Below are 22007 nucleotides of genomic sequence, written 5' to 3'. Positions count from 1 at the left end.
ATCAAGTAAGAGAGGTTCTGCTTCACTGTATTTTCCTTGATTATCGTAAAGACTTGCTAAATTGTTTAAGCTATTAGCAAGAGCTTCTAGTTTTTGAAATTTAGTTTGTAAAACTATTGCTTTCTCAAGATATTCTTGAGCTAAAGTTAATTCTTTTTGTCTATCTGTAGATTTTGCTGATTTTACTCGTTCAGCATACAAATTACCTAACTGACTGTAGAGAACTTCTGTTTTACTACTATCTGCTCCCCATTGCTGAATAGCTTCTGCTAAAGATGCTTCTAATTGTTCTGGTGAAAAAACAGAACTTGATTGATTATCTTGAATAATATCACGACTTTGATTAATTGATAACTGATTTGTAACCAAAGACGGTTCAGGTTGAAAATGAAATACCCCATTACGCCAACTCCAGAAATCAGGTGCTTGCTTAGGGATTTGATCATAAATACGTGATGGTATCCATAGAATAATTGGCATTTTGAGTTCTCGCAATGCTTCTCGCGTCCATTGCAAATAACCAAAAAACTTTTTCAAAGATTCATTTTGATTAAATGCTCCTAAAGTTTCTGCACCTAATACGATAGCTATGGCATTTTCTGTTAATGTAACTTGTTGTGTAATGGCTTGCTTTAAACTCGGTTCTTGACTATCAAGATAAACTCGATAAATATTGTAATTGGGTGCTAAATCCTGCTCATAATTAGCTATAATATTTTCACGCTGTCTATCTGCATCACACACAGCAATGAAAATCTGTAACATACCAACTCCAGCTTCAAGAGAAACTAACAAACTCAGGTAAGTTTGTTCATTTGCGTTGATAATAGATTGATTAGTTAAGTTATTCATTAAATTAAATTTTCTAACTTTAACTGTTGAATTATCAAAGGATGTAAATCATACCAACTTTCAGTATTTTTATATTCAATCACATAAACATTGTGAAGCAAATCAAGAAACTCTTGCTGTTTAGGATCATCAGGACGATAATCAGTATATGTTTGCAGTAAAATCTCCCGGTCAGTTTTGCTTAGAGTAATTGTCATATCATTTCGCAAAGAATCAAGAGCTTCCTGCAAAATCATCTCATCAATTTGCACATTATCAATTGATTCTCCTCTTCTTGCTTTTTGTCGTAACTGTACTAATACCAAACTACAACATTTTTGAGTAATGCGAACCAATTCTCGAATCACACCACCACTAAATAAAGTAATTTTCAGCAAAACATCATCTGCTAATAAAGTATCATCAATGCGTTTTCGCAAAATCTTCTGTAATTTATCTATTGTTTCAGCAACAGGTTGAGCTTCATCTTTGTGACTTTCACCTTTAGGATAAACCTTTAAAACTGGCATTACAAAGATAGAATTATTTGTTTCCGTTTCGATATGTCTTTAATCAAATACAACCACCCCATAAATATATACTTATCCCCCCTTCTCTTCCTCCGTGAACTCTGTGCCTGGAGTGGTTCGTTAAAAAAACCTCCAGTAAACACTAATATTCCTAAGTATGTGAACAGAAAAAAACCGACACAAGTAACGAAAAGTAAAGTTGCCTAAAACCTCTTCCCTGTTCCCTGTTCCCTTGTCATAACGACAATTTTTAACGCCAACCTACTTATATATTCCGCAACACAGACCAACTACTAGCAATAGGCATTCTCCAACCAGTCCCAAAAGCGCGGTCAGTGATTTTTAAACCTGGTGCAGCTTGTCTGCGTTTAAATTCCGCACGAGATAATAACTGTAATACCTTATCTACAACTACCGGGTCATGACCTGCGATAACAATTTCTGCTGCTGATTGATGTTGATGCAGCAAACGGTCGAGAATATCATCTAAAATATCATAGGCTGGTAGAGAATCTTGGTCAACTTGACCCGGTTTAAGTTCCGCACTGGGTGCTTTTGTAAGAATATTTACGGGAATAACCTCTTTTTGATGATGAGAATTTAACCATTGACAAAGGGAATAAACGCGAGTTTTGGGAACATCTGCAATCACAGATAAACCCCCGTTCATGTCACCATAAAGGGTACAATAACCAACGGCCATTTCTGATTTATTACCAGTAGATAAAAGCAAATAACCGAACTTATTAGAAATTGCCATTAATAAATTACCACGAATGCGAGATTGGAGATTTTCTTCTGCTATCCCAAATTCTGTACCGGCAAATAAATCATTTAAAGATTGATCAAAAGCTTGCATTAGTTCCCCAATAGGTAAAATCTCGGTTTGAATATCTAAATTTTCTGCTAATGCTAAAGCGTCACTAATAGAATGTTCCGAACTATAGGGAGAAGGCATTAAAATACCAATTACATTTTCTTTACCTAATGCCGCAGTCGCAATAGCAGCAACTAAAGCAGAATCAACTCCCCCACTTAAACCTAATAAGACCTTAGAAAAACGACATTTACGAACATAATCTTTAACTCCTAAAACCAAAGCGTTCCAAATTTCCGCTTCTTCAGATTCATAAACAGGGGAAATATTACCTAATACTAAATCTTTGTGATTTGCATTAAATTCAACGGTAATCAAATCAGATACAAAACCTTGACCACGAGCGATAATTTCTCCTTGTTTATTAACAGCAAAACTGTGGCCATCAAAAATCAAATCATCATTTCCGCCAACTTGATTTGTATAAATAATTGATTTTTGGAAATTAACTGCACTATGTTTTAACATTGCTTCCCGCAGATTTTGCTTACCAACGGTGTAAGGTGAAGCGGATAAATTAACAATTAAATCTATATTGGAATTTACTAAATCTGCCATGGGATTAATTGGGTAACTGCGCTTACCCCAAAATTCCTCATCATTCCATAAATCCTCACAAATTGTCACACCAATTTTCAGATGATCTAATATCAGATAATTGGCTTCTAGTCCATGTTCAAAATAACGATGTTCATCAAAAACATCATAAGTTGGTAATAGTCTTTTATGAAAAAATTGCTGAATTTTGCCATTTTCTAATAAAGCCATACTATTAAATAAATTTTTCCCTCCAGTTATACGCCCTTGGGAATTTTTCACAACTGTTCCCACTAATACAGCTAAATTTGTGGGTAAATCTTCAGCCAATTTTTGTAATGTCTGATCCATTGCCAATACAAAACTAGGATTTAGTAATAAATCTCTGGGAGGATAACCACAAATTGATAATTCAGGTGTTAATAATAAACGGACACCTGTTAATGATGCTTGTTGGGACATTTCCAGAATTTTTTCAGCATTTCCAGATAAATCACCAATAAGAGGATTAATTTGAGCAATAGCGATTTTCATGATCATCAAAAAGGGAATAGGGAATAAATAAAATAAATCTCATTTTAGACTGCACAAAATCACAATCATCTGTATTCATCTGTATTTATCAGCGTTAATCAGCGTTTAATCATTTCTACCTCCTTTCTTCATTAAATAAATACTAAAGGTTTATCTTTAAACGGTGCAAATGCTGCTTGGTTAAATTTATATAAACTCGCAGGTCGTCCCGCACCCCGTGAGACCTTAATGCCGGTATCTGATAAAAAACCTAGTTTGAGTAACCGCGCTCGGAAATTAGAATAATCGGCAAAGTTTTCTCCTAAAACTGTGGTATATAGTTGATATAAATCGTTGAGGGTGAAGGTTTCTGGTAATACCTCAAAAGCTACAGGACTATATTCTAATTTATTTTTTAATCTTCTATGTCCATAGGTAATAATTTCATGATGATCAAATGCTAATTGTGGCAATTTTTGCAGAGGATACCAAGCAATACCAGCGACTTTATCAGCAATTAATTCTGCTTCTTCAAATCGTACTAAAGCAAAGTAACTAACTGATAAATAACGGACTCCGTAACTATCAATTTCTTGTTTAGGGTCAGGTTTAGCACTGCCAAAAGTATAAAGCTGTTCTAAATAAAGATTATTTACTTTTATTTTCTCAGCCATGATACGATAGGCAGCATCTTCTAAAGATTCTCCTTGCCTAACTAAAGTACCGGGAAGAGTCCAATGATTTAAACATGATTCTTGTTTTCTTATAACCAAAAGAACTAATAACTGATTTTGGGCAGTATTTACGGAAAAAATCACATTATCAACACCAACTTTAAATTCAGCTAAAGGTTGTTGATTTATGGGGTAGAAAATCTTTTTTTGGTGATGTATTGGCATTTGTATAAATGCTGTTGATGAATATAGGCAACTACGGGAGGTGTGAGAGTATTAATATCTCCTTGTTCACGAAAAGCAGTAGAGGAAACATCTAAACCAATTAAATTAGCAATGGCAATTTTTGCCCCCATTTGTTTAACATTTTCTAAACTTGAATTATCTATGATATATCCTGGTCTGGGAATTATTAGTAGCTGCACTTGCTGTAATAAATCTTGAATATGATACCAGCGTGATAATTGATTTACTAAATCAGCACCAATTACTAAAGTATATTCAATATGTTCACCCCACTTTAATTTGGCTTTTTCTACGGTTTCTAAGGTTCTCCAACTGCTCAAATCTTGTTCTAAAGCAATATTTTTTCTAGAAACATTAATATCTTTAATTAACAATTCTAACATGACTGCACGATGAGATAAAGGCGTTTGTTGCGATTTTAGAGGATTATCCGCAGCCCAAACAGCTACCCAATCATAATGTTCAGATAACCATTTAAGAATTACTAAATGTCCCGCAGTCGGTGGATCAGCACTTGTACCAAATAAAGCAATTTTCATGATATTTTCAGGATGTTGCGAGAATGTCTCTTTAGTTTATGGTAATATTTACTATAAATAATGTCAAGCCCTAGTTAATGAATGGTGACAAATTCCCTAAAATCCTATGTTTACAAGGATAATTATCTATAATTTTACGAATAATTCACATTTCTTCATAGTAAAAACTATTATTTTCACCCCAAAATGCCTAATTATAAATTTTCGGTTACAATTAGGAGTAAATCAAAATCATGATTATAAAGTATTGCAAAGTTATTTGAAAAAATATTGTGTTAAGTATAGATATATGGAGAATAAGAGCAAATAAATAATGGCGGTATTATAATTTAGACATCGCAGATTAAAAAACTGAAAAAAAGGGGCTATAAGATTATGGCTATTTCCAGAATGCTTACTAATATGGCTCAGTTTATTTCTGAAGCCTTTATGCGGATTTTTACCCCTGCTAATGACGCTTATCCTGTGATTGGAGTGCAGCCTTTTACCGGTAATCTGTATAAGAGAGGTAGAGCGGCTTGGTAGCTTTTGATTTGATAAAAGTTACAATGTACGACGATCATCATTGATATTAACCAGGGTCGGGTATAATCTACCTTACCTTGGTTTTGCTGTATTTAAGGAGCAGGAGATCCCTGTCACCTGTTTTTCAGTATTTTCCTGTAATTACTAAAAAAATAGGACTTACGCAAGTGTCACAAAAGATGATCATATCATTTGTTTGTAGTCAGGGCTTTAGCCCTGATCTTGTTGATGTAGCGTCTCAAAGAGAGAACTAAAGTTCTCACTACAATCTAGAATATTATACCAGTTGCGTAATTCCTAAAAAAAACAAAGATTTTAGTAATTTCTGAATTTGTGTGTATATTATGTATTAAAACTTAGTTAAGCTCAAATAGAGCAAAACAATTGGCAATTTCAAAATACATCAGATCAGGTGAAATATGAAACTACAAAACTTTTTGGGAACAGCGGAAAAATGGGGATATGAAGCGATCGCTAATGATGTAGAATTATCTAGACAAATTCAAGTTTTATTAATTGGATTAGGATTACTAGAACCACCCGCAGATGGTAAATTTGGACCTGTTTCTACCGCAGCACTGAAAGAATTTCAAGAGTTATTAAAAACTGGAGAAACTGAATTTTTAGGAGCGGTCACAGCTAAAGAGCTAATTGAAGCTAAAAAAGATGATTTACCAAAACCAGCATTAAAATTAGGTAATGACATAGCCAGCAAAATAGTTAAATATATGTTGGCAGAAAATTATCAAGTTTTCACCAATCCCAAAGAGTACAACATCGTTTATATAGAAGGAATAAATGGAGATTGGACTCTTAACAATGATGCAGCAAATGAATTTAATGATCAACGGATTGTTCTTGAAATCATAAATGGTGTTCCCAAAATTGTCAATAGTTGGCAAGCAACCACTGAACCAGGTAGCTACTATACTTATAGTCCAATGAATCCCAAAGGAGCAGCTAGGATTCAATTTGGACAGTACAAAGCTTGGAAAGTTGGATATCACGGTACTGCAAATCCTCACGAAGCATTAAGACAAGTTGGGAATATCACCGTTTGTAGAGATTTCAACAAAGATTTTAAACGAACTGGAGATGAACTTGATACAGGTGATGATTTTTATGTGAATCAACACTGGGGCTATGATGCTCCCGTTAATGATATCAAAAATGCCAGCGCGGGCTGTTTAGTGGGACGAAGAATAGAAGGACATAAAGAGTTTATGGCTATCATTAAACAAGATCGCCGCTATGTAGCCAACAATGATTATGTTTTCTATACAACCATTATTCCCGGAGATGATTTACTTAAAAGATTTCCTGGCTAATTAGTCAATTAACATCAATAAATCCCCAAATTAATCATTAATTATAAATTGGGGATTCAAAACCTGAAAATTACATTTCTCTTAACATTCCTTCCACTCTATTAACACTATCCAGATCATTGCTAAGACGATATAAACTTAAAGCTTTTCGTAAGGCGCTAGTTGCTTGGCTATTTTGACCCTTCTTTTTAAACATTCCTGCCATTAACTCATAGGTGCGGGGGTTATTTTGATTGAGTTCTAATGCTTTTTGATATGCCCACATAGCAGATTCAAAATCGCCTAATATTGCCTGAGTAACGCCCAAACCTAGATAGGCGTTAATATTATTTCGATTAAGTTGTATGGAACGACGATAGGCTTCTTTAGCTCCACTAATATCCTTTGTAGCACTTTTAATGTAACCTACAGCATAATAAAAATCGCTGTTATTGGGATTAATAGCAATAGCCCGACGATAAGCACTTAAAGCTGAGGGAAAATTTCCTATTTGAGTATACAAGTAGCCAATACCAGCATGAATTCTCGCATTTCGGGGATCTAATTTTGCCGCTTGTTGATAAACAGCGATCGCTCCATTATAATCTTTATTATCTACAAGTCTTTTTCCGTCTTCTATCAAGCTTTTCAACTCTGCATTGTCAGCTTGTGCTAATAATAGATCAACTTTTGCCACTACAGGTGTGCTAGTGAAGAAACATCCCAATAATAAGACAGTTAAGACAAATGATGTTTTTTTGTACACAGTCAATTTCCCTAGATTTTCTTCAATTGTTCTTATTCATACATTAAAACAAAAATATTTATTTTTGTAATCTCTATTTGTTCATATTTACATAATATATATTATTATATAATAATATTTTCTTAAATCACTTGACATTTTCGGCACTATAGCACTAGATTAATAATTTAACCCATCCGTACTCATAAATAATGTTTAAATAGATCTATGCTTTTAACTACTACTGATGTTATTCAAGGTGCTGTAATTCAGTCATACTTAGGTATTGTGACAGCAGAAGTTGTTTATGGTAGCAATTTCCTGCGGGACTTTTTAGCGAGTATTCGGGATATTGTCGGTGGCCGCACTGGTAGCTATGAGCGTCTCTTTGAAGAAGGACAACGCAAAGCGATGGAGGAATTAGAACAAAGGGCGCAACGCTTAGGCGCAGATGCAGTTGTTGGCATTGCAGTTGATACAGGCACAATTAATGTTGATCAATCTGGTGTTTTATTAGTAATTACGGCCACAGGAACAGCCGTAAAAATTCGTTAATATTTTGCTGATTTTGTAGCAAACATTTATTCATCTTTAAGTAATAAAATATTACTGAATCTACCACTTGAGAAATGCTTGATCAATTCCTTTTTCTCTTCTAATTTTAGCATCAGTTTCAAACCAGGTAATAATTTGCTTTGTTGTTAATTCCTCAATAGAAACATCATATTCTTGAGCAATATGTTGTAAAATCCGCAAAGAAGAAATAGTCAGTCTTGTTAAAAACTTCTCAGGAGAAGACAACAAAGCCGCGTCAACTTGAGCAGATTCTTCAGCAGATAAAAATTGGGTTGATGATTGATTAGGTGCGATATCCATAAAAATTCAAAATTTTGTTTAATCGAGAGGTTGCCTTTCTACCATTAAATCATATTATTGTCACCCCTGAGCAATAAAAGCCCAGCAATAAGTAACTCAACCTTAAAACCATAATACCCAGATCCTAGCCTTCTTAATTTAATCAGGAAGTTTGTGTTTTTAACCAACTCCGAAAATTCTTAATCATTGACACCTCACCCACTTGTAAACTAGAAGCTAAAAACTGAGGAACTTCTGTATTTAAAGGTAAATTCGCAAAAGTTGGTGAACCATTGCCAGGAATATATTTATCCTCAGATAAACTATAAATTTGCATCACAGGTTCATCATAACGCCAAACTTCAGGAACGCCTAAAGCTAAATAAATCGGTAATTTATCAATAGAAGAACTAGCATAATCAACTTCTATGACTAAATCAGGTGGGGGATCTTGAGTTAAATCTAAACTTGTTTTATTTCTCATAATTGGTTCATTTTGAATATAGAAACTAGAATCAGGTTCTACACCTCTAGCTAAATCTTCTCTTTTACAAGTTAATGAACCAGTGCTTTTGACATTGATATTTAACTCTTCAACTAAAGTATCAATTATTTTTTCTATCAATCTTTTATTATGTTCATGGGGCATTAATGGAGTCATAATTTCTAAGATTCCCTGATTATAAGTAAACCTGTTATGGCGATCATCACCTGTTTCTAATAAAATTCGTTCAAAAGTATTCCAAGAAATATTATGGAGGATAACGCTATTGGTGTGAGTGTCGCTGTGAGTAGGTGCTAAAGTTACCATAGAAATTCACCTCGCAGTTTTAATTATTCTATTATATACTATAATCAATTTCAATTAGAGGAAATGATTGATAAAACGGAGTTAATAACAAAAGTTTGTCAATTTTTAATTTTGACTTATTAATATTCAGTAGGTTGGGTTGAGGAACGAAACCCAACACACTTTGCTATCCTACCGCAAATGTTGGGTTTCACTTCGTTCTACCCAACCTACAATAAATGTTACAGCACTTATCGGTGTTATGAGGTACATATTTAGCGGGCAAGATGCCCGCACCACAAGAGTTTCATGATTCAACTTTGTACTTCATCAGATCGGAAACCGCTGTATTTTACATAAAGGGAACGGTAGATCCCTAATTTAAAAGTTCTATCAGTTCATCTTTAGTTAAATCTGCATCTCGAATTATTTTTAATAATAAACCTTTTCCGATAGTTTTACCACTATGAGAAGGAATGGAAACAACTCGATTATCTTCATGTTTCATTCTAACATGACTACCCTTTTGTCTGACTATATAAAAACCTGCTTTTTCTAATGCAGCAATCAGTTCTTCTCCTGTAATTGTTGGTAATTTAGTCATGATAATACGACCTTTTGCACACCAATAAATTCAGTTATTGATTCCTCTTCTAGTTCTTCTAAACACATTTCAATAACTTCTTTAATATTTTTCATGAGTTCATCAATAGTTTCTCCTTGACTGTAACAAGCTTTTAGTTGAGGAACTTCACCAATATACATACCATCTTCATCTCTTTCAATTACTACATAAAATTCTTTGTTTTTCATGGTTTTATTTGTCAGTGCGATAGTTTACTAATAATGTTAGCAATATTCGATTTTTATTATAACACAAAAGAAAGTTCTATAGATCCTTCCATGCTTCGTCTTCCTCTGGATCAAGCCAAATTTTATTTAATGATGATTCACTGATTTCTAAAAATTCTTTAACCAATATTTTATCATCATCTGTATCAACAGCTTGTACCTCATAACATCGGGAAGTGCTGTATATTTTCGGAACTTGATTATATTGTATCATAAAATGATTGATCAAAGGAAGTTGATAACAAAAGGTTGTAGATTTTTAAGTTTGACTTATGAACATTCAGCTAAAAGTTTACCAAAAGCGATCGCGGAAGTTTTAATACAGTTACTAGGTGGGGAAATTTGGTTTAATCGCAAGTAGTTTTAAGATTCCCGAATTTTTAGTTTGTACAGCCATGATATCTACACAATGGATATAAATTCAAGGTTGTTTAGTTTCTTATATAAATCATCATAATTTAGGTAATAGTTCAGTTTGATCAACATTAAATTTTTCAGATAAACTTAGAATGTCGTAATTTGTTATAGATTTTATAAGATTGATTTCTCTCTCCTTTAAGTAATGATAACATTGTGGCGGTCGAAAATCAGACCATTCTTCTCTTAAACGTTCAAGCTTAATGGGTGAATCAAAACTGAATGGTTTTTTAAAAAAAATGGCAAAAGCAGTATGTGAATTTTTGTAGTAATTATTAAAAATTTCATAGCTAATACCTGCTTTATCTTTGACTTTTTTCCAAAGCTGATGGGGCGGCATTTCAACAACTTTGTCTACTTCAAGCACTCCAACTAATGCTTGCTCAGGAGATGTTGCATAAACAAGAATTAGATCACCTTCATTAAGCTGACGTGGCTTAACGCGGCGAAACTCTACTTGTTTTTCACCTTCAAATATCATGCTTGCATATTTATGGTGAATAGATATTAGAAGTACAGTTGGATACATTAGATTAATTGTTATATTCAAGTTGAAGTTCCTATATTATATAACATTGTAAATTCTTCTGGTGAAATTTTACTAGATGATTGTAGCTGAATTGGACGATTAATTATTGTTTTAATATCTGCAAATCTTATTGGGTTTGTAAATAACTCTGTATCACTAAACTTAACAGCTTTTATATCTTTGGATAAATCTTCCTGAGCAGTTTTTAAAACATCTTGAAAACTGTATATTCCTAATCTTCTATAAGTTTTATATAAATCTTTTGGCTTACCAATTGTGACTTCATCAAGCCGAGAACAAGCTCTAATAGCTCCCAGAATAGCAGAACTATTTTTATCATCAGGAGATGCAGTTACATACCATAAAATTCGTCCCGGATATTTCATTTTTCTTTTAGATGAGTAGTAAACAACTTCACGTTTTAGAGCAAGTTCTTCTTTAGCTCTCCATATACCTTCTTCTGCTAGTTCTTTGTCAAATAATTCCTTCGCCCAACGTGATTTAATGGGAATAATATAAGTAGCTATTTCAGCATCAGTAATTTTGAGAGGATATAGTCTTCTCTCAATATCTGCCATAATTTCTGAATTTTTAACTAATTCGTCATTTAATAAAATATCTGAGAATGGAATATATTGTTCATAGCCTTGACCAGATTCTTGACAAATATTAAGAATATGAGATGAAATATCTACTGCCTTTTGTGCAATAGCTAAGTTCGCTCTTAACCATCCAGTTTCAGTATGAAAAAAACTATCTTCAAGTAATGCTGAAATAGTTTTATCATCTAAGTATTTTTCAGTAATTCTGGTGAATTTTCGTTTTTCACTAGCAGAACTTGAAAAACACTGAAAAATACAGCGACGTAATATGGTAGGAGTAATCTTGCTATCTCTAAAACGGAAAACAGGAACTTTCAACTCTCTATTTTCTGTTCTCTCGTAAATTATAAATGCTATTGGTTCTTCCCCACTGCGGCCAACTGTGAAACACTTAAAATCTTCTGTATTTGATAAAAAATTACGAATATTTTTCCTAAAATCCACTTTTCTTTCGCCTTGAGAATAGGCTAAAAATAATTCAATTATTAAGTCTATATCTCCACTTTGGAGACGCTTATTTTCTATATCAGTACCACCTAAACTTTCAGGTTGATATTCCGTTTCTCTGCGTAATTCATCTAACTTAACAATAAAATCAACAGGATGGATTATGTTCAGCTTAAATTCTTGATAAATTTCTTCTTCTATACTTAACAATCGTTTATCTCGTGTTAAGAAATAAGGAGTATTTATCTGAGAACTAATAACTCTAGCAATTTGGCGCAAGTCTGAAGCATCACTAGCTGTCATGTTTTCAGGGAAGTATTTACGTATAGTATTACAAGTTTTTTCAAATTCCTCCTGAATATAAGGAAGTAATGTAAAATTGTTTATTGCCGCACGTAATTTTTCCCTTTTCCTGGCATCTGAGTTTCTATTTATTTCATTTTTAATTTCATCTGTTACACATAATTCTACTTCTATTTCTAGCCAATCAGCAATTAAAACCTTTGATTCTTTGCCTTCATTATCAAACTTTTCATCATCCACTAAATCAAAAAAAATATTGGCATCTATAGCAACACATAGCCTTGATTCTGTTTGCTTATAAGCGAGATTAGTTAGTAAATTATGGTGTCCGTAATCTAACCACCATTCAGTTAAAATACTACCATCTTTACTTTTTCCTGGTCTTTCATGATTGGCAACAAAACCAAGAGAACCCCACATATCATCTATGTTATAGTCTCTACGGCAGGATGCAAGAATACCGTACAATTGTTGAGTTTTTTCTTTTAATTTTTGAATCAATAATTTTGCAATTCCTCTATCTCTCCAGGTTTTATCTACACAAAGATGTGTAAGTTTTACTCTAGAATATCTACGGTTAATACCATATAGAAGATATCCAACACAAGTTCCAGTTGAAGATATACAACCAAGTATGCGACCTTTACCTGCAAGTTCATAAAAAGCCCCATAGGGTAAAAAACCTAGAGTTTCTGAATTTGCATCTCCTAAGCTAATTATAATTTTTAAATGCTCAGAATCTGAGCTAATTTCTTGAATGTTAAAGTTTAGATGTTCTTCCTTTATCATAAAATGAGCCTTAAATGTATCTCCCAGCCTGTAATTTATAGCTCTTTTGCTAAACCATAGGTTACAAATGTCCAAAAACAGTTATATACATTTTGGCACAGTCGGGTATGATTTGGGTAGTGTGGTGATGTTTTTTTTAAAAGCATTAAAAGAAATATTTAAAGAGGGAATTATCACAGAAGAAGAATATCAAAGTAAACGTCAATCTCTAGTTGATAAACTTTAGATAAATTGTATTAATGATTTTTCGGTGAAATATCCATAAAATCCAAAAATTCACACTTTATCTGCGTGTATCCGCGTACCTTTCGGGAAGGAAGCTACATCCGCGTTCAATTACTTCCACCCAACCACCTAACTTTTTTGTACTAAATAACCACAACGATGTTCACCATGAATCAACCAATGAGTCCGTTCCACAGTACAATCTGGGAGAATAGCCGCAAACATTTCCAATTCATGACCACAAACGCTGGGAAAAGATTCCGCAACATCAGAAATAGCGCAGGTATGTTCCACAAAAATGAATCTTTCTGCACCATTATCATCAGACTCCACAGGGTGAAATTCCGCCATAAAACCTTCCTGCTTTCGCAACTCTATCAAACTTGCGACCCGTTCCCGCAAAGAACCATTACCCACCCGTTCCCGGTATTCTTGGGCTTTGCGTTCCCACTGTTTCCGTAAAATAGACTTTACTTGGTCACGTCCCACAGTTTCGGCTAAGGTGTCCAGAAGAGAAATTGCAAACTCGCCATAACCATCATTTAAGCGGTTAGCGTTTTTTTGCAAGCGGGATCTTCCCCGCTGACTCAGTTGATAAAGGTGCTGCGGTCTCCCCATACTCGGCTGTCCTGATACCGAATACAAAACTAGTTTCTCCGTCTCTAAATCCTTTAAATGACGGCGAATAGCTTGGGGACTGACATCTAATACTTCTGCAAGTTCCAGGGCGGTGGCTTGCGTATGTTTCAATAGATACTCTAAAATATCCTGCTTGGTTGTGGACTGCTGGGTAGTGGCCATTTTAGTCCCAAAAAATTTTCACAAAAAACTTGACTAAAACAACATTCTTGTTGTTAATCTATCGTACAATAAAATTTAGATTAAACAACCGCCGAATTGTTTTAGTCGTTAAGCCTATTCTAGCAGTCTTGTTAGCAATCGGTAATAAAAAACGGGAATTAGCATCATGCAGCCCGTCGCCCATCCTTTAAAGAGAACACAAGAGAACCGATGAGCGCATCTGTCACCACCTTAGTCAACCAACCTTACAAGTACGGCTTTGTTACCGACATTGAAGCTGATACTATCCCTCGTGGGTTAAGCGAAGATGTCGTCCGCCTAATTTCCGCTAAAAAGAACGAACCGGAATTTATGCTGGAATATCGTCTCCGCGCCTATCACCAATGGCTGAAAATGACAGAACCAACTTGGCCTCATGTCAAATATCCGCCTATTAATTATCAGGATATTATTTATTATTCCGCACCGAAACAAAAGAAAGCAAAACTCAATAGTTTGGATGAAGTTGACCCCACTTTATTGGAAACTTTTGAAAAATTGGGTATTTCTCTTTCCGAACAAAAACGATTAGCTAATGTTGCTGTTGATGCGATTTTTGATAGTGTTTCAGTGGCGACTACATTTAAAGAAAAACTCGCGGAAGATGGTGTCATATTTTGCTCTATTTCCGAAGCTTTACAAGAACACCCAGAACTAATTAAAAAATATTTGGGTAGCGTTGTTCCTATTGCTGATAATTACTTTGCTGCTTTAAATGCAGCAGTATTTAGTGATGGTTCTTTCGTTTATATCCCCAAGGGCGTAAAATGTCCAATGGAATTGTCAACCTATTTCCGCATTAACTCCGGTGATACAGGACAATTTGAACGGACATTAATTGTCGCCGAAGCAGATAGTTATGTTTCCTATTTAGAAGGTTGTACAGCACCAATGTACGACAGCAATCAATTACACGCCGCCGTTGTGGAATTGGTCGCTTTAGATAATGCAGAAATCAAATATTCTACCGTGCAAAACTGGTACGCAGGTGATGCAAATGGTAAAGGCGGAATTTACAACTTTGTGACTAAACGTGGTTTGTGTCAAGGTGTTAATTCTAAGATATCTTGGACTCAAGTAGAAACAGGTTCAGCTATTACTTGGAAGTACCCTAGTTGCGTCTTAGTTGGTGATAATTCCGTCGGTGAATTTTACTCCGTTGCATTAACAAATAATATGCAGCAAGCTGATACTGGAACTAAGATGATTCACATTGGCAAAAATACCCGCAGTACAATTATTTCTAAAGGTATTTCTGCTGGTAAATCTAGTAATAGTTACCGAGGTTTGGTGAAGATTAATCCTACTGCTAAAGGTGCGAGAAATTATTCCCAATGTGATTCGATGTTAATTGGTGATAATGCTCAAGCTAATACTTTTCCTTATATTCAAGTTCAGAATAATTCAGGAAAGGTTGAACATGAAGCTTCTACTTCTAAAATCGGTGAAGATCAATTATTCTTTTTCGCTCAACGGGGTATTTCTTCCGAAGATGCTATCTCAATGATGATTAGCGGTTTCTGTAAAGATGTTTTTAATCAGCTTCCCATGGAGTTCGCTGTTGAGGCTGATAAGTTGTTAAGTCTGAAACTAGAAGGTAGTGTGGGTTAACAAAACGAACCACTCCAGGCACAAAGTACCCAGAGAAAAAGAGGAAGAGAAGATGATTGTTGAGAATAGTGATTTGATTTTGTCGGTTCAGAATTTGACCGCTGACGTTGATGGAACTCCGATTTTAAAGGGGTTGAATTTGCAGGTTCGCGCTGGGGAAGTTCACGCGATTATGGGTCCAAATGGTTCGGGGAAAAGCACTTTTTCTAAGGTTTTGGCGGGACATCCAGCTTATACTGTTACTGGTGGTGAGGTGGTTTTTCAAAACCAAAATCTTTTGGAAATGTCACCGGAGGAACGGGCTAGGGGTGGTGTGTTTTTAGCTTTTCAATATCCTCTGGAAATTCCCGGTGTCAGTAATTTAGATTTTTTACGAGTTGCTTATAATTCTCGTCAGAAATCTAGAGGTTTGGAGGAGGTTGATGCTTTCGATTTTGATGATTTAGTTCAGGAAAAATTGGATATTGTCAAAATGAATTCTTCTTTCCTGAGTCGCAGTGTCAATGAGGGTTTTTCCGGTGGGGAAAAGAAGCGCAATGAAATCCTACAAATGGCTATTTTAGAACCTAAATTAGCCATTTTAGATGAGACTGATTCTGGTTTGGATATTGACGCTCTCAAAATTGTCGCTAATGGGGTTAATCGCTTAACAAGTCCCGAAAATGCGACAATTATGATTACTCACTATCAGCGTCTTCTTGATTATATTGTCCCTGATTTTGTTCATGTGATGGCACAAGGACGAATTATTAAAAGTGGTGGTAAGGAGTTAGCGTTAGAGTTAGAATCTCGCGGTTATGATTGGGTGCTGGAGGAAGTTTTGGGAGTGGGTGTATAATGAATATGTCAATTAATTTAGAGCGGTTTCATGAAACGTCTCTACCAGAAAATTTATTAGATAGAGACGCTTTTTTAAGTGGTTTATTAAGTCGGGTAACTACTACAAAATCAGATGGTTGGTTACAAGAACTACGCGAAGCCGCTGCTAATTGGGTACGTCATTCTGTTGTTCCCAATACCCGCGAGGAAGAATGGCGCTTTACTGATTTGTCACCTCTCAAACAGGTAGATTTTAAGTTGGGAATGTTTCATGTTCACAATAATGTAGAGACGTTCCATGGAACGTCTCTACAATCCATGATTTTACCTGAAGTTTCTGAGCGGTTAGTATTTGTCAATGGTGTTTATTCACCTGATTTATCTAATACTGAAAATTTACCTGCTGGCTTAATTGTTGGTAATTTGGATGTTTTACCTGGTGAAGTTGTTCAGGAATATTTAGCGCAAGCTGAAGGTGCTAAAGAGGTTTTTACAGCTTTGAATACTGCGGCTTTAAATGATGTCGCGGTGGTATGGGTTGCTAAAAATGTGGTGGTGGAAACACCAATTCATCTATTATTTATTTCTGTTGCTGGTGAGTCTGCAACTATTTCCCAACCCCGGGTTTTAGTAGTAGCTGAAAGTAATTCTCAGGTAAGTTTAATTGAAGAGTATGTTACAGGCAAGATGCCTGTTCCACAAGAGGAGGAGGTTTATTTTACTAATGGGGTGACGGAAATCTGGGTACAGGAAAATGCTCAGGTTACTCATAATAGGGTTGTGCGTGAAGGTGCTGCGGCTTTTCACATTGGTAAAACTGCTGTTACTCAAGCCAGATATAGTCGTTATAATTGTAATGCAGTGACGGTTGGTGGTAAAATCTCTCGTCATAATTTGGAGATATTACAAACTGGTGAACAAACAGAAACGACCCTGAATGGTTTAACTGTTATTGCTGATAATCAATTGGCTGATACTCACAGTGTTTTATCTTTAAATCATCCCCATGGTGTTAGTAAACAATTACATAAGTGCATTATAAGCGATCGCGCTCATGGTGTCTTTAATGGTAAAATACTTGTTCCTAAACTAGCTCAATTAACGGACGCATCGCAATTAAATCGCAATTTGCTGTTATCATCTAAGTCAAGGATTGACACCAAACCTCAGTTAGAAATCACCGCTGATAATGTTAAATGCGCTCACGGTGCTACTGTCAGTCAATTGGAAGATGATCAAATATTCTACCTGCAAAGTCGTGGTATTGATGAAAATGACGCACGCAAATTATTAGTTAATGCTTTCGCAACGGAAATTATTAACTTTATCCTTGTTCCTTCTTTACGTGAGAGTTTGTTAAAAACAGTCACAAGTCTCACGAATAAATAAATGCCTTGCACCAAAGTACAAGTATAATAGCTAAAGTCGGTTAAACCCGACCTTCACTATTAGCCAGGAAATTTATTTCTTGGTGGACTTATGAAAAATCTCTCTGTAACCCTCTTACCTTCGCTTTCTTCGTTCCTTCGTGGTTCATTATTCTTAAATTCAAATTCTGCATAGTTGGTAAATTCTAGTTATTATTCTGAAACTTCTGAATTTCTAAAATATGACCTTCACTTCTACCAAATCTCTCGCTGATAAAGTTCGTTCTGACTTCCCTATTTTACATCAGGAAGTTCATGGTAAACCCCTGGTTTACCTCGATAATGCGGCTACTTCTCAAAAACCTGTATCAGTCTTAAATGCTTGGCGTGATTATTACGAACAATATAACTCAAACGTTCATCGTGGCGCACATTTTCTCAGCGGAAAGGCTACTGATGCTTATGAAGAGTCCCGTGATAAAATTGCTAAATTCATTAATGCTAAATCACGCCAAGAAATTGTTTACACTCGCAATGCAACTGAGTCCATTAACCTAGTCGCTTACAGTTGGGGAATGCACAATTTACAGCCAGGAGATGAAATTATTCTCTCAGTCATGGAACACCATAGTAATATTGTTCCTTGGCAATTTGTCGCTCAAAAAACCGGTGCAATTTTAAAGTTTGTGGAATTAACACCAGCAGAAACTTTTGATTTAGAACAGTTTAAAAACCTGATTTCTCAAAAAACAAAACTGGTATCTATCGTTCATATTTCTAATACATTGGGTTGTATAAATCCAGTTAAAGAAATCGCTGAAATTGCTCACAAATTCGGTGCAAAGTTCTTACTTGATGCTTGTCAAAGTGTTCCCCATACTCCTATTAATGTCCAAGAACTTGATTGTGATTGGTTAGTAGCTTCTGGACATAAAATGTGCGCTCCCACTGGCATCGGCTTTTTATATGGTAAGCTGGAATTACTAGAAGCAATGCCGCCATTTTTCGGTGGTGGTGAGATGATTTCCGAAGTATTTTTAGACCATTCTACCTACGCAGAATTACCCCATAAATTTGAAGCCGGTACTCCTGCAATTGGGGAAGCGATCGCATTAGGTGCGGCCATAGATTATCTTACTAATATCGGTATGGATAAAATCCATAGCTATGAAGCAGAATTAACCGCCTATTTATTCGCCCAATTAGCACAAATACCCCAAATTAGAATCTACGGACCAAAACCCAATGCTCAAGGCGAAGGTAGAGCCGCTCTAGCAGCTTTTACGGTAGAGGGTGTCCACGCTAATGATCTATCTACATTATTAGATCAAGAAGGTGTGGCCATACGTTCTGGACACCATTGTACACAATCATTACACCGTTATTTAGGTGTAGCGGGAACTGCGCGGGCTAGTTTATCTTTTTACAATACTCGTGAAGAAATTGATATTTTCATCAAAGCATTAAAGGAGACTTTGGACTTTTTTGCTGGTGTGTTTGCTGAGTAAATTTTGGGTGGGTATTTCCCACCTTTTTAATAAAAGAGTTTTTCACGCAGAGGCGCAGAGGCGCAAAGAGAATATTATAGAGATAGGTAAGATTTTAGTTATTTTATCTAATATCGTAATGGAATGTATTGTATATGCTTCTGGAGTCAATTATTGCTGAACAAAGAACGGTTTTATATAACCTTAGCTGGGATACCTTTGAAGCCTTAATGTTTGTATCAAAGTTATGTACAGATAAATGGACGGGAAATAGAAATGAAGAAAACTGCATTGAAAATCCAAATTGGCAACAAATTAAAACAGCTATTTGTGAGTTAGATGGTAATACTAAAACTTTAGTTAGTTTAGAAGTTGATGATGAAAGTTATATGATGATTGGTGGAGGTAATGCTGGTAAATATATTGTGACTGCAACCTTAGATAATGAGGTGTTTTATTCTCTCTTGTATCCGGTTGATTATGAAATAGCTAAATCAGATGTTGCTGCTAAAAATAATAATTTATCTATTTTTTATCAAGCATTAATAAATACAAATAACAATAATGTAAATTCTCCTAATCAGCATAAATTAATTGTTGGTGGACAAGCGGGAAATTATTCTGAGAAAGTTTATGTTAATTTACCCCAATGTTTAATAGCTGCAATCACTTTTGCTGAATCAGGTGAACTTGAACCTTTATTTTCTTGGGAAGAAGATCAATCTTTAGTTACTGCATAATGAAACTATGAATCCTTACGAATTACCAGCAGCAATTGAAATAAAAAGAGACAAAGTCAATAACTATTGATACAGCAGTTTCCGATATTCTGAAGTACAGAATATTTGTATCTATAAAAATCGCTTTATCTATCATATATATCTTCTCTACGAAAGGTGAAATTATCAGCAACTAAACCCACAGGATAAGCTGAACATTTAAACCTTTTTGCTTGATTTTTCGCTGCTAATTGCTCTGATTTACCACTTTCATTAAGAACTATAACTACTTGATATTCACCTGCGGGGATATCTGGGGGTAATTGGAGTGTAATTTGTCGCTCTGGGGTAACATTCACAACTGTTTCTATTGTTTTCATTACCTTTTCTCCTCAACAATATCTACTAAACATTATCTTACCTTTTTCTGGTACATAAAGTCAATAACTATTGATAAATTTCCACAAAATTAAATATCCAATAACCCATATCGTTTTTGCAAAGCCAATAACTTCATCCTCGCTTCCCCAGCATTATCCGCTAAATCAGCAAATTCCACAAACCTCTTTAATTCCCTCTTTAATAAATTCCGTTCCACTTCAATAGTTTCTCTATCCAAATCTGGTGGTAACACAATCATATCAAAAATCGTTGCCCGTTCCTTGCCAGGGTGAGGACGTAAAACCCGTCCCCGACGTTGGATAAATTGACGAGGATTTCCTGAACTTGATAAAATTACTGCGGTTTTAATTGCGGGAATATCCACACCTTCATCTAAACACCGAATTGCGACTAAACCCTGTAATTCTCCACTTTCAAATTGACGACGTAAAATTTCCCTTTCTTGTAATGAGGTGTTTGCTGTATAGGTACTGACTTTATAACCTAATTCTCCCCCCAAAATTTGAGCAACTGCTTTGAGTTGACGCAAGGAATAACGGTGTCCAATTTCTTGAGAACCATCACTACAATAAAACAGTGTATGGGTAGTTCCTCTGCGATTTTTCATTAACTCTTGTAAAGCTGTTAATTTATTTTCCGCTGTGCCAACTAACCGCGCTCTTTGTATTAATAATGATTTAATATCTTCGTTTTCTTCAAAATCTCCTGTCTCCCCCGTATCTCGATCTTTATACAGTAGAGAACGACCGATTTTTTTGGTTAATTTTAAATAAGCTATACTTTCAAATTCCGTTAATTCTACTAATACGGGATTATAGATATAATGAACTAATGCACCTTGAGCAATGGCATCTTGTAAATTAAATTCGGGTTGCAAAACTGGACCAAAATAATCTAATAAAGATTGTGTTCCGTCATCATCAAAATATCTTTCTGGTGTTGCTGATAAGGCTAGACGTAAACCCACATTGCGTGGTAAACTTTCCTCTAATTTCGGTGATCCTAAATTATGGGCTTCATCACCAATAATCAAGGTTTTAGGAGGAAAATATTTAAGTTGTGTCTGAAAACCATCACTAATTAAAGTGGAATTAGTGGTAATTACTGTGACAAAATTTTGAGAACCAGAAGACAAATTATAGATTGCTGTGGAAAGTTGACTTTGCCAACTGCGTAAATTATCGAATGCTAGAATTGGCTGTAAGTTAAATTTCTCACATTCTCTACTCCACTGGGTAACAAGATGACGATAGGGACACACCACCAATAGGACTTGTAAATCAATTTGCTGATATAATTCACAAGCGATCGCTAATGCAGTAATAGTCTTACCACTACCAGTAGCCATTTTTAATGTTCCCCTGCCATGATTAGCAAACCAGCTAGTCACAGCTTGACGTTGATACTCTCGCAATTGCAGAGATAAAGGCATTTTCGGAAAGCCCGGTAATGGTTGCTTAACTTGATAACTGCCTTTTTTCTCCCCCGCATAGGGTAACTTGAGTTTAAAAGTAGGCAGTTTCGGGGCTGGATTTCGCGTTAAGTACATAAACTGGAATAATTAATTAGTAATGGGTAATTGGTAATTGGTAATTGGTGATCATCAGTAGTCACTTATTTTTATTTGCC

24 protein-coding genes and 1 pseudogene are annotated in these 22007 nt (G+C 35.2%); 9 read left to right on the top strand and 16 right to left on the bottom strand.

Going from position 1 to position 22007, the window contains the following annotated elements; genetic code table 11:
* The 5 genes and pseudogenes from ACIR310F_RS21370 to ACIR310F_RS0102795 all read right to left on the bottom strand — a co-directional run.
* Positions 1-852, bottom strand: a pseudogene (locus ACIR310F_RS21370) (tetratricopeptide repeat protein); the annotation flags it as partial.
* Positions 852-1361 (bottom strand): hypothetical protein, encoded by a 510-nt coding sequence (locus ACIR310F_RS21365; RefSeq protein ID WP_051289457.1) that lies wholly within the window; start codon positions 1359-1361, stop codon positions 852-854. The pseudogene ACIR310F_RS21370 and the gene ACIR310F_RS21365, both read right to left, overlap by 1 nt.
* Positions 1362-1626: 265 nt before the next feature.
* Positions 1627-3309 (bottom strand): NAD+ synthase, encoded by a 1683-nt coding sequence (locus ACIR310F_RS0102805; RefSeq protein WP_028082508.1) that lies wholly within the window; start codon positions 3307-3309, stop codon positions 1627-1629.
* A gap of 131 nt (positions 3310-3440) precedes the next feature.
* On the bottom strand, positions 3441-4187 hold the full coding sequence (locus tag ACIR310F_RS0102800; protein WP_028082507.1) for an NUDIX hydrolase: 747 nt from the start codon (positions 4185-4187) through the stop codon (positions 3441-3443).
* On the bottom strand, positions 4148-4747 hold the full coding sequence (locus ACIR310F_RS0102795; protein WP_028082506.1) for a nicotinate-nucleotide adenylyltransferase: 600 nt from the start codon (positions 4745-4747) through the stop codon (positions 4148-4150). Before ACIR310F_RS0102795 ends, ACIR310F_RS0102800 begins: the two co-directional genes overlap by 40 nt.
* A gap of 375 nt (positions 4748-5122) precedes the next feature.
* Between ACIR310F_RS0102795 and ACIR310F_RS0102790 the strand changes: the two genes are divergently transcribed.
* Positions 5123-5272, top strand: a complete 150-nt coding sequence (locus ACIR310F_RS0102790; protein ID WP_028082505.1) for a hypothetical protein — start codon at positions 5123-5125, stop codon at positions 5270-5272.
* 419 nt (positions 5273-5691) lie between these two features.
* Positions 5692-6600 carry a peptidoglycan-binding domain-containing protein gene (locus tag ACIR310F_RS0102785; RefSeq protein ID WP_028082504.1) on the top strand — a complete coding sequence of 303 codons (909 nt, stop codon included), beginning with the start codon at positions 5692-5694 and terminating at the stop codon, positions 6598-6600.
* Positions 6601-6670: 70 nt separating this feature from the next.
* Here the strand turns inward: ACIR310F_RS0102785 and ACIR310F_RS0102780 are convergent, their stop codons facing one another.
* The gene (locus tag ACIR310F_RS0102780; protein WP_028082503.1) at positions 6671-7345 is read right to left on the bottom strand and encodes a tetratricopeptide repeat protein; all 675 of its coding nucleotides are present in this window, start codon (positions 7343-7345) and stop codon (positions 6671-6673) included.
* A gap of 207 nt (positions 7346-7552) precedes the next feature.
* Between ACIR310F_RS0102780 and ACIR310F_RS0102775 the strand changes: the two genes are divergently transcribed.
* Positions 7553-7879 (top strand): YbjQ family protein, encoded by a 327-nt coding sequence (locus ACIR310F_RS0102775; RefSeq protein WP_027402424.1) that lies wholly within the window; start codon positions 7553-7555, stop codon positions 7877-7879.
* A 60-nt stretch (positions 7880-7939) separates the two neighbouring features.
* Here the strand turns inward: ACIR310F_RS0102775 and ACIR310F_RS0102770 are convergent, their stop codons facing one another.
* From ACIR310F_RS0102770 to ACIR310F_RS0102735, 7 genes are all read right to left on the bottom strand, one after another.
* On the bottom strand, positions 7940-8200 hold the full coding sequence (locus ACIR310F_RS0102770; RefSeq protein ID WP_028082502.1) for a hypothetical protein: 261 nt from the start codon (positions 8198-8200) through the stop codon (positions 7940-7942).
* A 142-nt stretch (positions 8201-8342) separates the two neighbouring features.
* Positions 8343-8990 (bottom strand): Uma2 family endonuclease, encoded by a 648-nt coding sequence (locus tag ACIR310F_RS0102765; protein ID WP_028082501.1) that lies wholly within the window; start codon positions 8988-8990, stop codon positions 8343-8345.
* Positions 8991-9345: 355 nt separating this feature from the next.
* Complete coding sequence (locus ACIR310F_RS0102760; protein WP_028082500.1) at positions 9346-9573, bottom strand: type II toxin-antitoxin system HicA family toxin; 228 nt, start codon at positions 9571-9573, stop codon at positions 9346-9348.
* Entirely contained in the window at positions 9570-9782 is a 213-nt protein-coding gene (locus tag ACIR310F_RS0102755) for a type II toxin-antitoxin system HicB family antitoxin (protein ID WP_028082499.1), read from the bottom strand. Before ACIR310F_RS0102755 ends, ACIR310F_RS0102760 begins: the two co-directional genes overlap by 4 nt.
* 76 nt (positions 9783-9858) lie before the next feature.
* On the bottom strand, positions 9859-10035 hold the full coding sequence (locus ACIR310F_RS25155; RefSeq protein WP_155963005.1) for a hypothetical protein: 177 nt from the start codon (positions 10033-10035) through the stop codon (positions 9859-9861).
* A gap of 237 nt (positions 10036-10272) precedes the next feature.
* On the bottom strand, positions 10273-10767 hold the full coding sequence (locus tag ACIR310F_RS0102740) for an ASCH domain-containing protein (protein WP_028082498.1): 495 nt from the start codon (positions 10765-10767) through the stop codon (positions 10273-10275).
* 17 nt (positions 10768-10784) lie between these two features.
* Positions 10785-12908 carry a GNAT family N-acetyltransferase gene (locus ACIR310F_RS0102735; protein ID WP_028082497.1) on the bottom strand — a complete coding sequence of 708 codons (2124 nt, stop codon included), beginning with the start codon at positions 12906-12908 and terminating at the stop codon, positions 10785-10787.
* Positions 12909-12975: 67 nt separating this feature from the next.
* On the opposite strand from ACIR310F_RS0102735, the gene ACIR310F_RS25150 reads away from it, so the two are divergent.
* Positions 12976-13134, top strand: coding sequence for an SHOCT domain-containing protein (locus ACIR310F_RS25150; RefSeq protein ID WP_155962999.1), 159 nt, complete (start codon positions 12976-12978; stop codon positions 13132-13134).
* Between the two features lie 128 nt (positions 13135-13262).
* Here the strand turns inward: ACIR310F_RS25150 and sufR are convergent, their stop codons facing one another.
* Complete coding sequence (gene sufR / locus ACIR310F_RS0102725) at positions 13263-13934, bottom strand: iron-sulfur cluster biosynthesis transcriptional regulator SufR (RefSeq protein ID WP_028082496.1); 672 nt, start codon at positions 13932-13934, stop codon at positions 13263-13265.
* A gap of 210 nt (positions 13935-14144) precedes the next feature.
* Here sufR and sufB point away from each other — a divergent pair, with 210 nt between their 5' ends.
* The 5 genes from sufB (at position 14145) to ACIR310F_RS0102700 (ending at position 19997) form a co-directional block, all read left to right on the top strand.
* Complete coding sequence (gene sufB, locus ACIR310F_RS0102720; RefSeq protein WP_028082495.1) at positions 14145-15584, top strand: Fe-S cluster assembly protein SufB; 1440 nt, start codon at positions 14145-14147, stop codon at positions 15582-15584.
* 52 nt (positions 15585-15636) lie between these two features.
* Positions 15637-16422 (top strand): Fe-S cluster assembly ATPase SufC, encoded by a 786-nt coding sequence (sufC, locus tag ACIR310F_RS0102715; RefSeq protein WP_028082494.1) that lies wholly within the window; start codon positions 15637-15639, stop codon positions 16420-16422.
* Complete coding sequence (gene sufD, locus ACIR310F_RS0102710; RefSeq protein ID WP_028082493.1) at positions 16422-17792, top strand: Fe-S cluster assembly protein SufD; 1371 nt, start codon at positions 16422-16424, stop codon at positions 17790-17792. The genes sufC and sufD overlap by 1 nt, the downstream gene beginning before the upstream one ends.
* A gap of 220 nt (positions 17793-18012) precedes the next feature.
* Positions 18013-19278 (top strand): cysteine desulfurase, encoded by a 1266-nt coding sequence (locus tag ACIR310F_RS0102705; protein WP_028082492.1) that lies wholly within the window; start codon positions 18013-18015, stop codon positions 19276-19278.
* 134 nt (positions 19279-19412) lie between these two features.
* Positions 19413-19997, top strand: coding sequence for a hypothetical protein (locus ACIR310F_RS0102700; RefSeq protein WP_231387364.1), 585 nt, complete (start codon positions 19413-19415; stop codon positions 19995-19997).
* Positions 19998-20122: 125 nt separating this feature from the next.
* Here ACIR310F_RS0102700 and ACIR310F_RS21360 read toward each other — a convergent pair whose 3' ends face one another.
* Complete coding sequence (locus ACIR310F_RS21360) at positions 20123-20356, bottom strand: hypothetical protein (RefSeq protein ID WP_035367527.1); 234 nt, start codon at positions 20354-20356, stop codon at positions 20123-20125.
* 89 nt (positions 20357-20445) lie between these two features.
* The gene (locus ACIR310F_RS0102690) at positions 20446-21927 is read right to left on the bottom strand and encodes a DNA phosphorothioation system restriction enzyme (protein ID WP_028082490.1); all 1482 of its coding nucleotides are present in this window, start codon (positions 21925-21927) and stop codon (positions 20446-20448) included.
* Positions 21928-22007 lie beyond the last annotated feature (80 nt).

This window comes from Dolichospermum circinale AWQC310F, from assembly GCF_000426925.1.
GTDB lineage: Bacteria > Cyanobacteriota > Cyanobacteriia > Cyanobacteriales > Nostocaceae > Dolichospermum > Dolichospermum circinale.
This window is presented reverse-complemented; position numbering and strand designations above follow the sequence as displayed.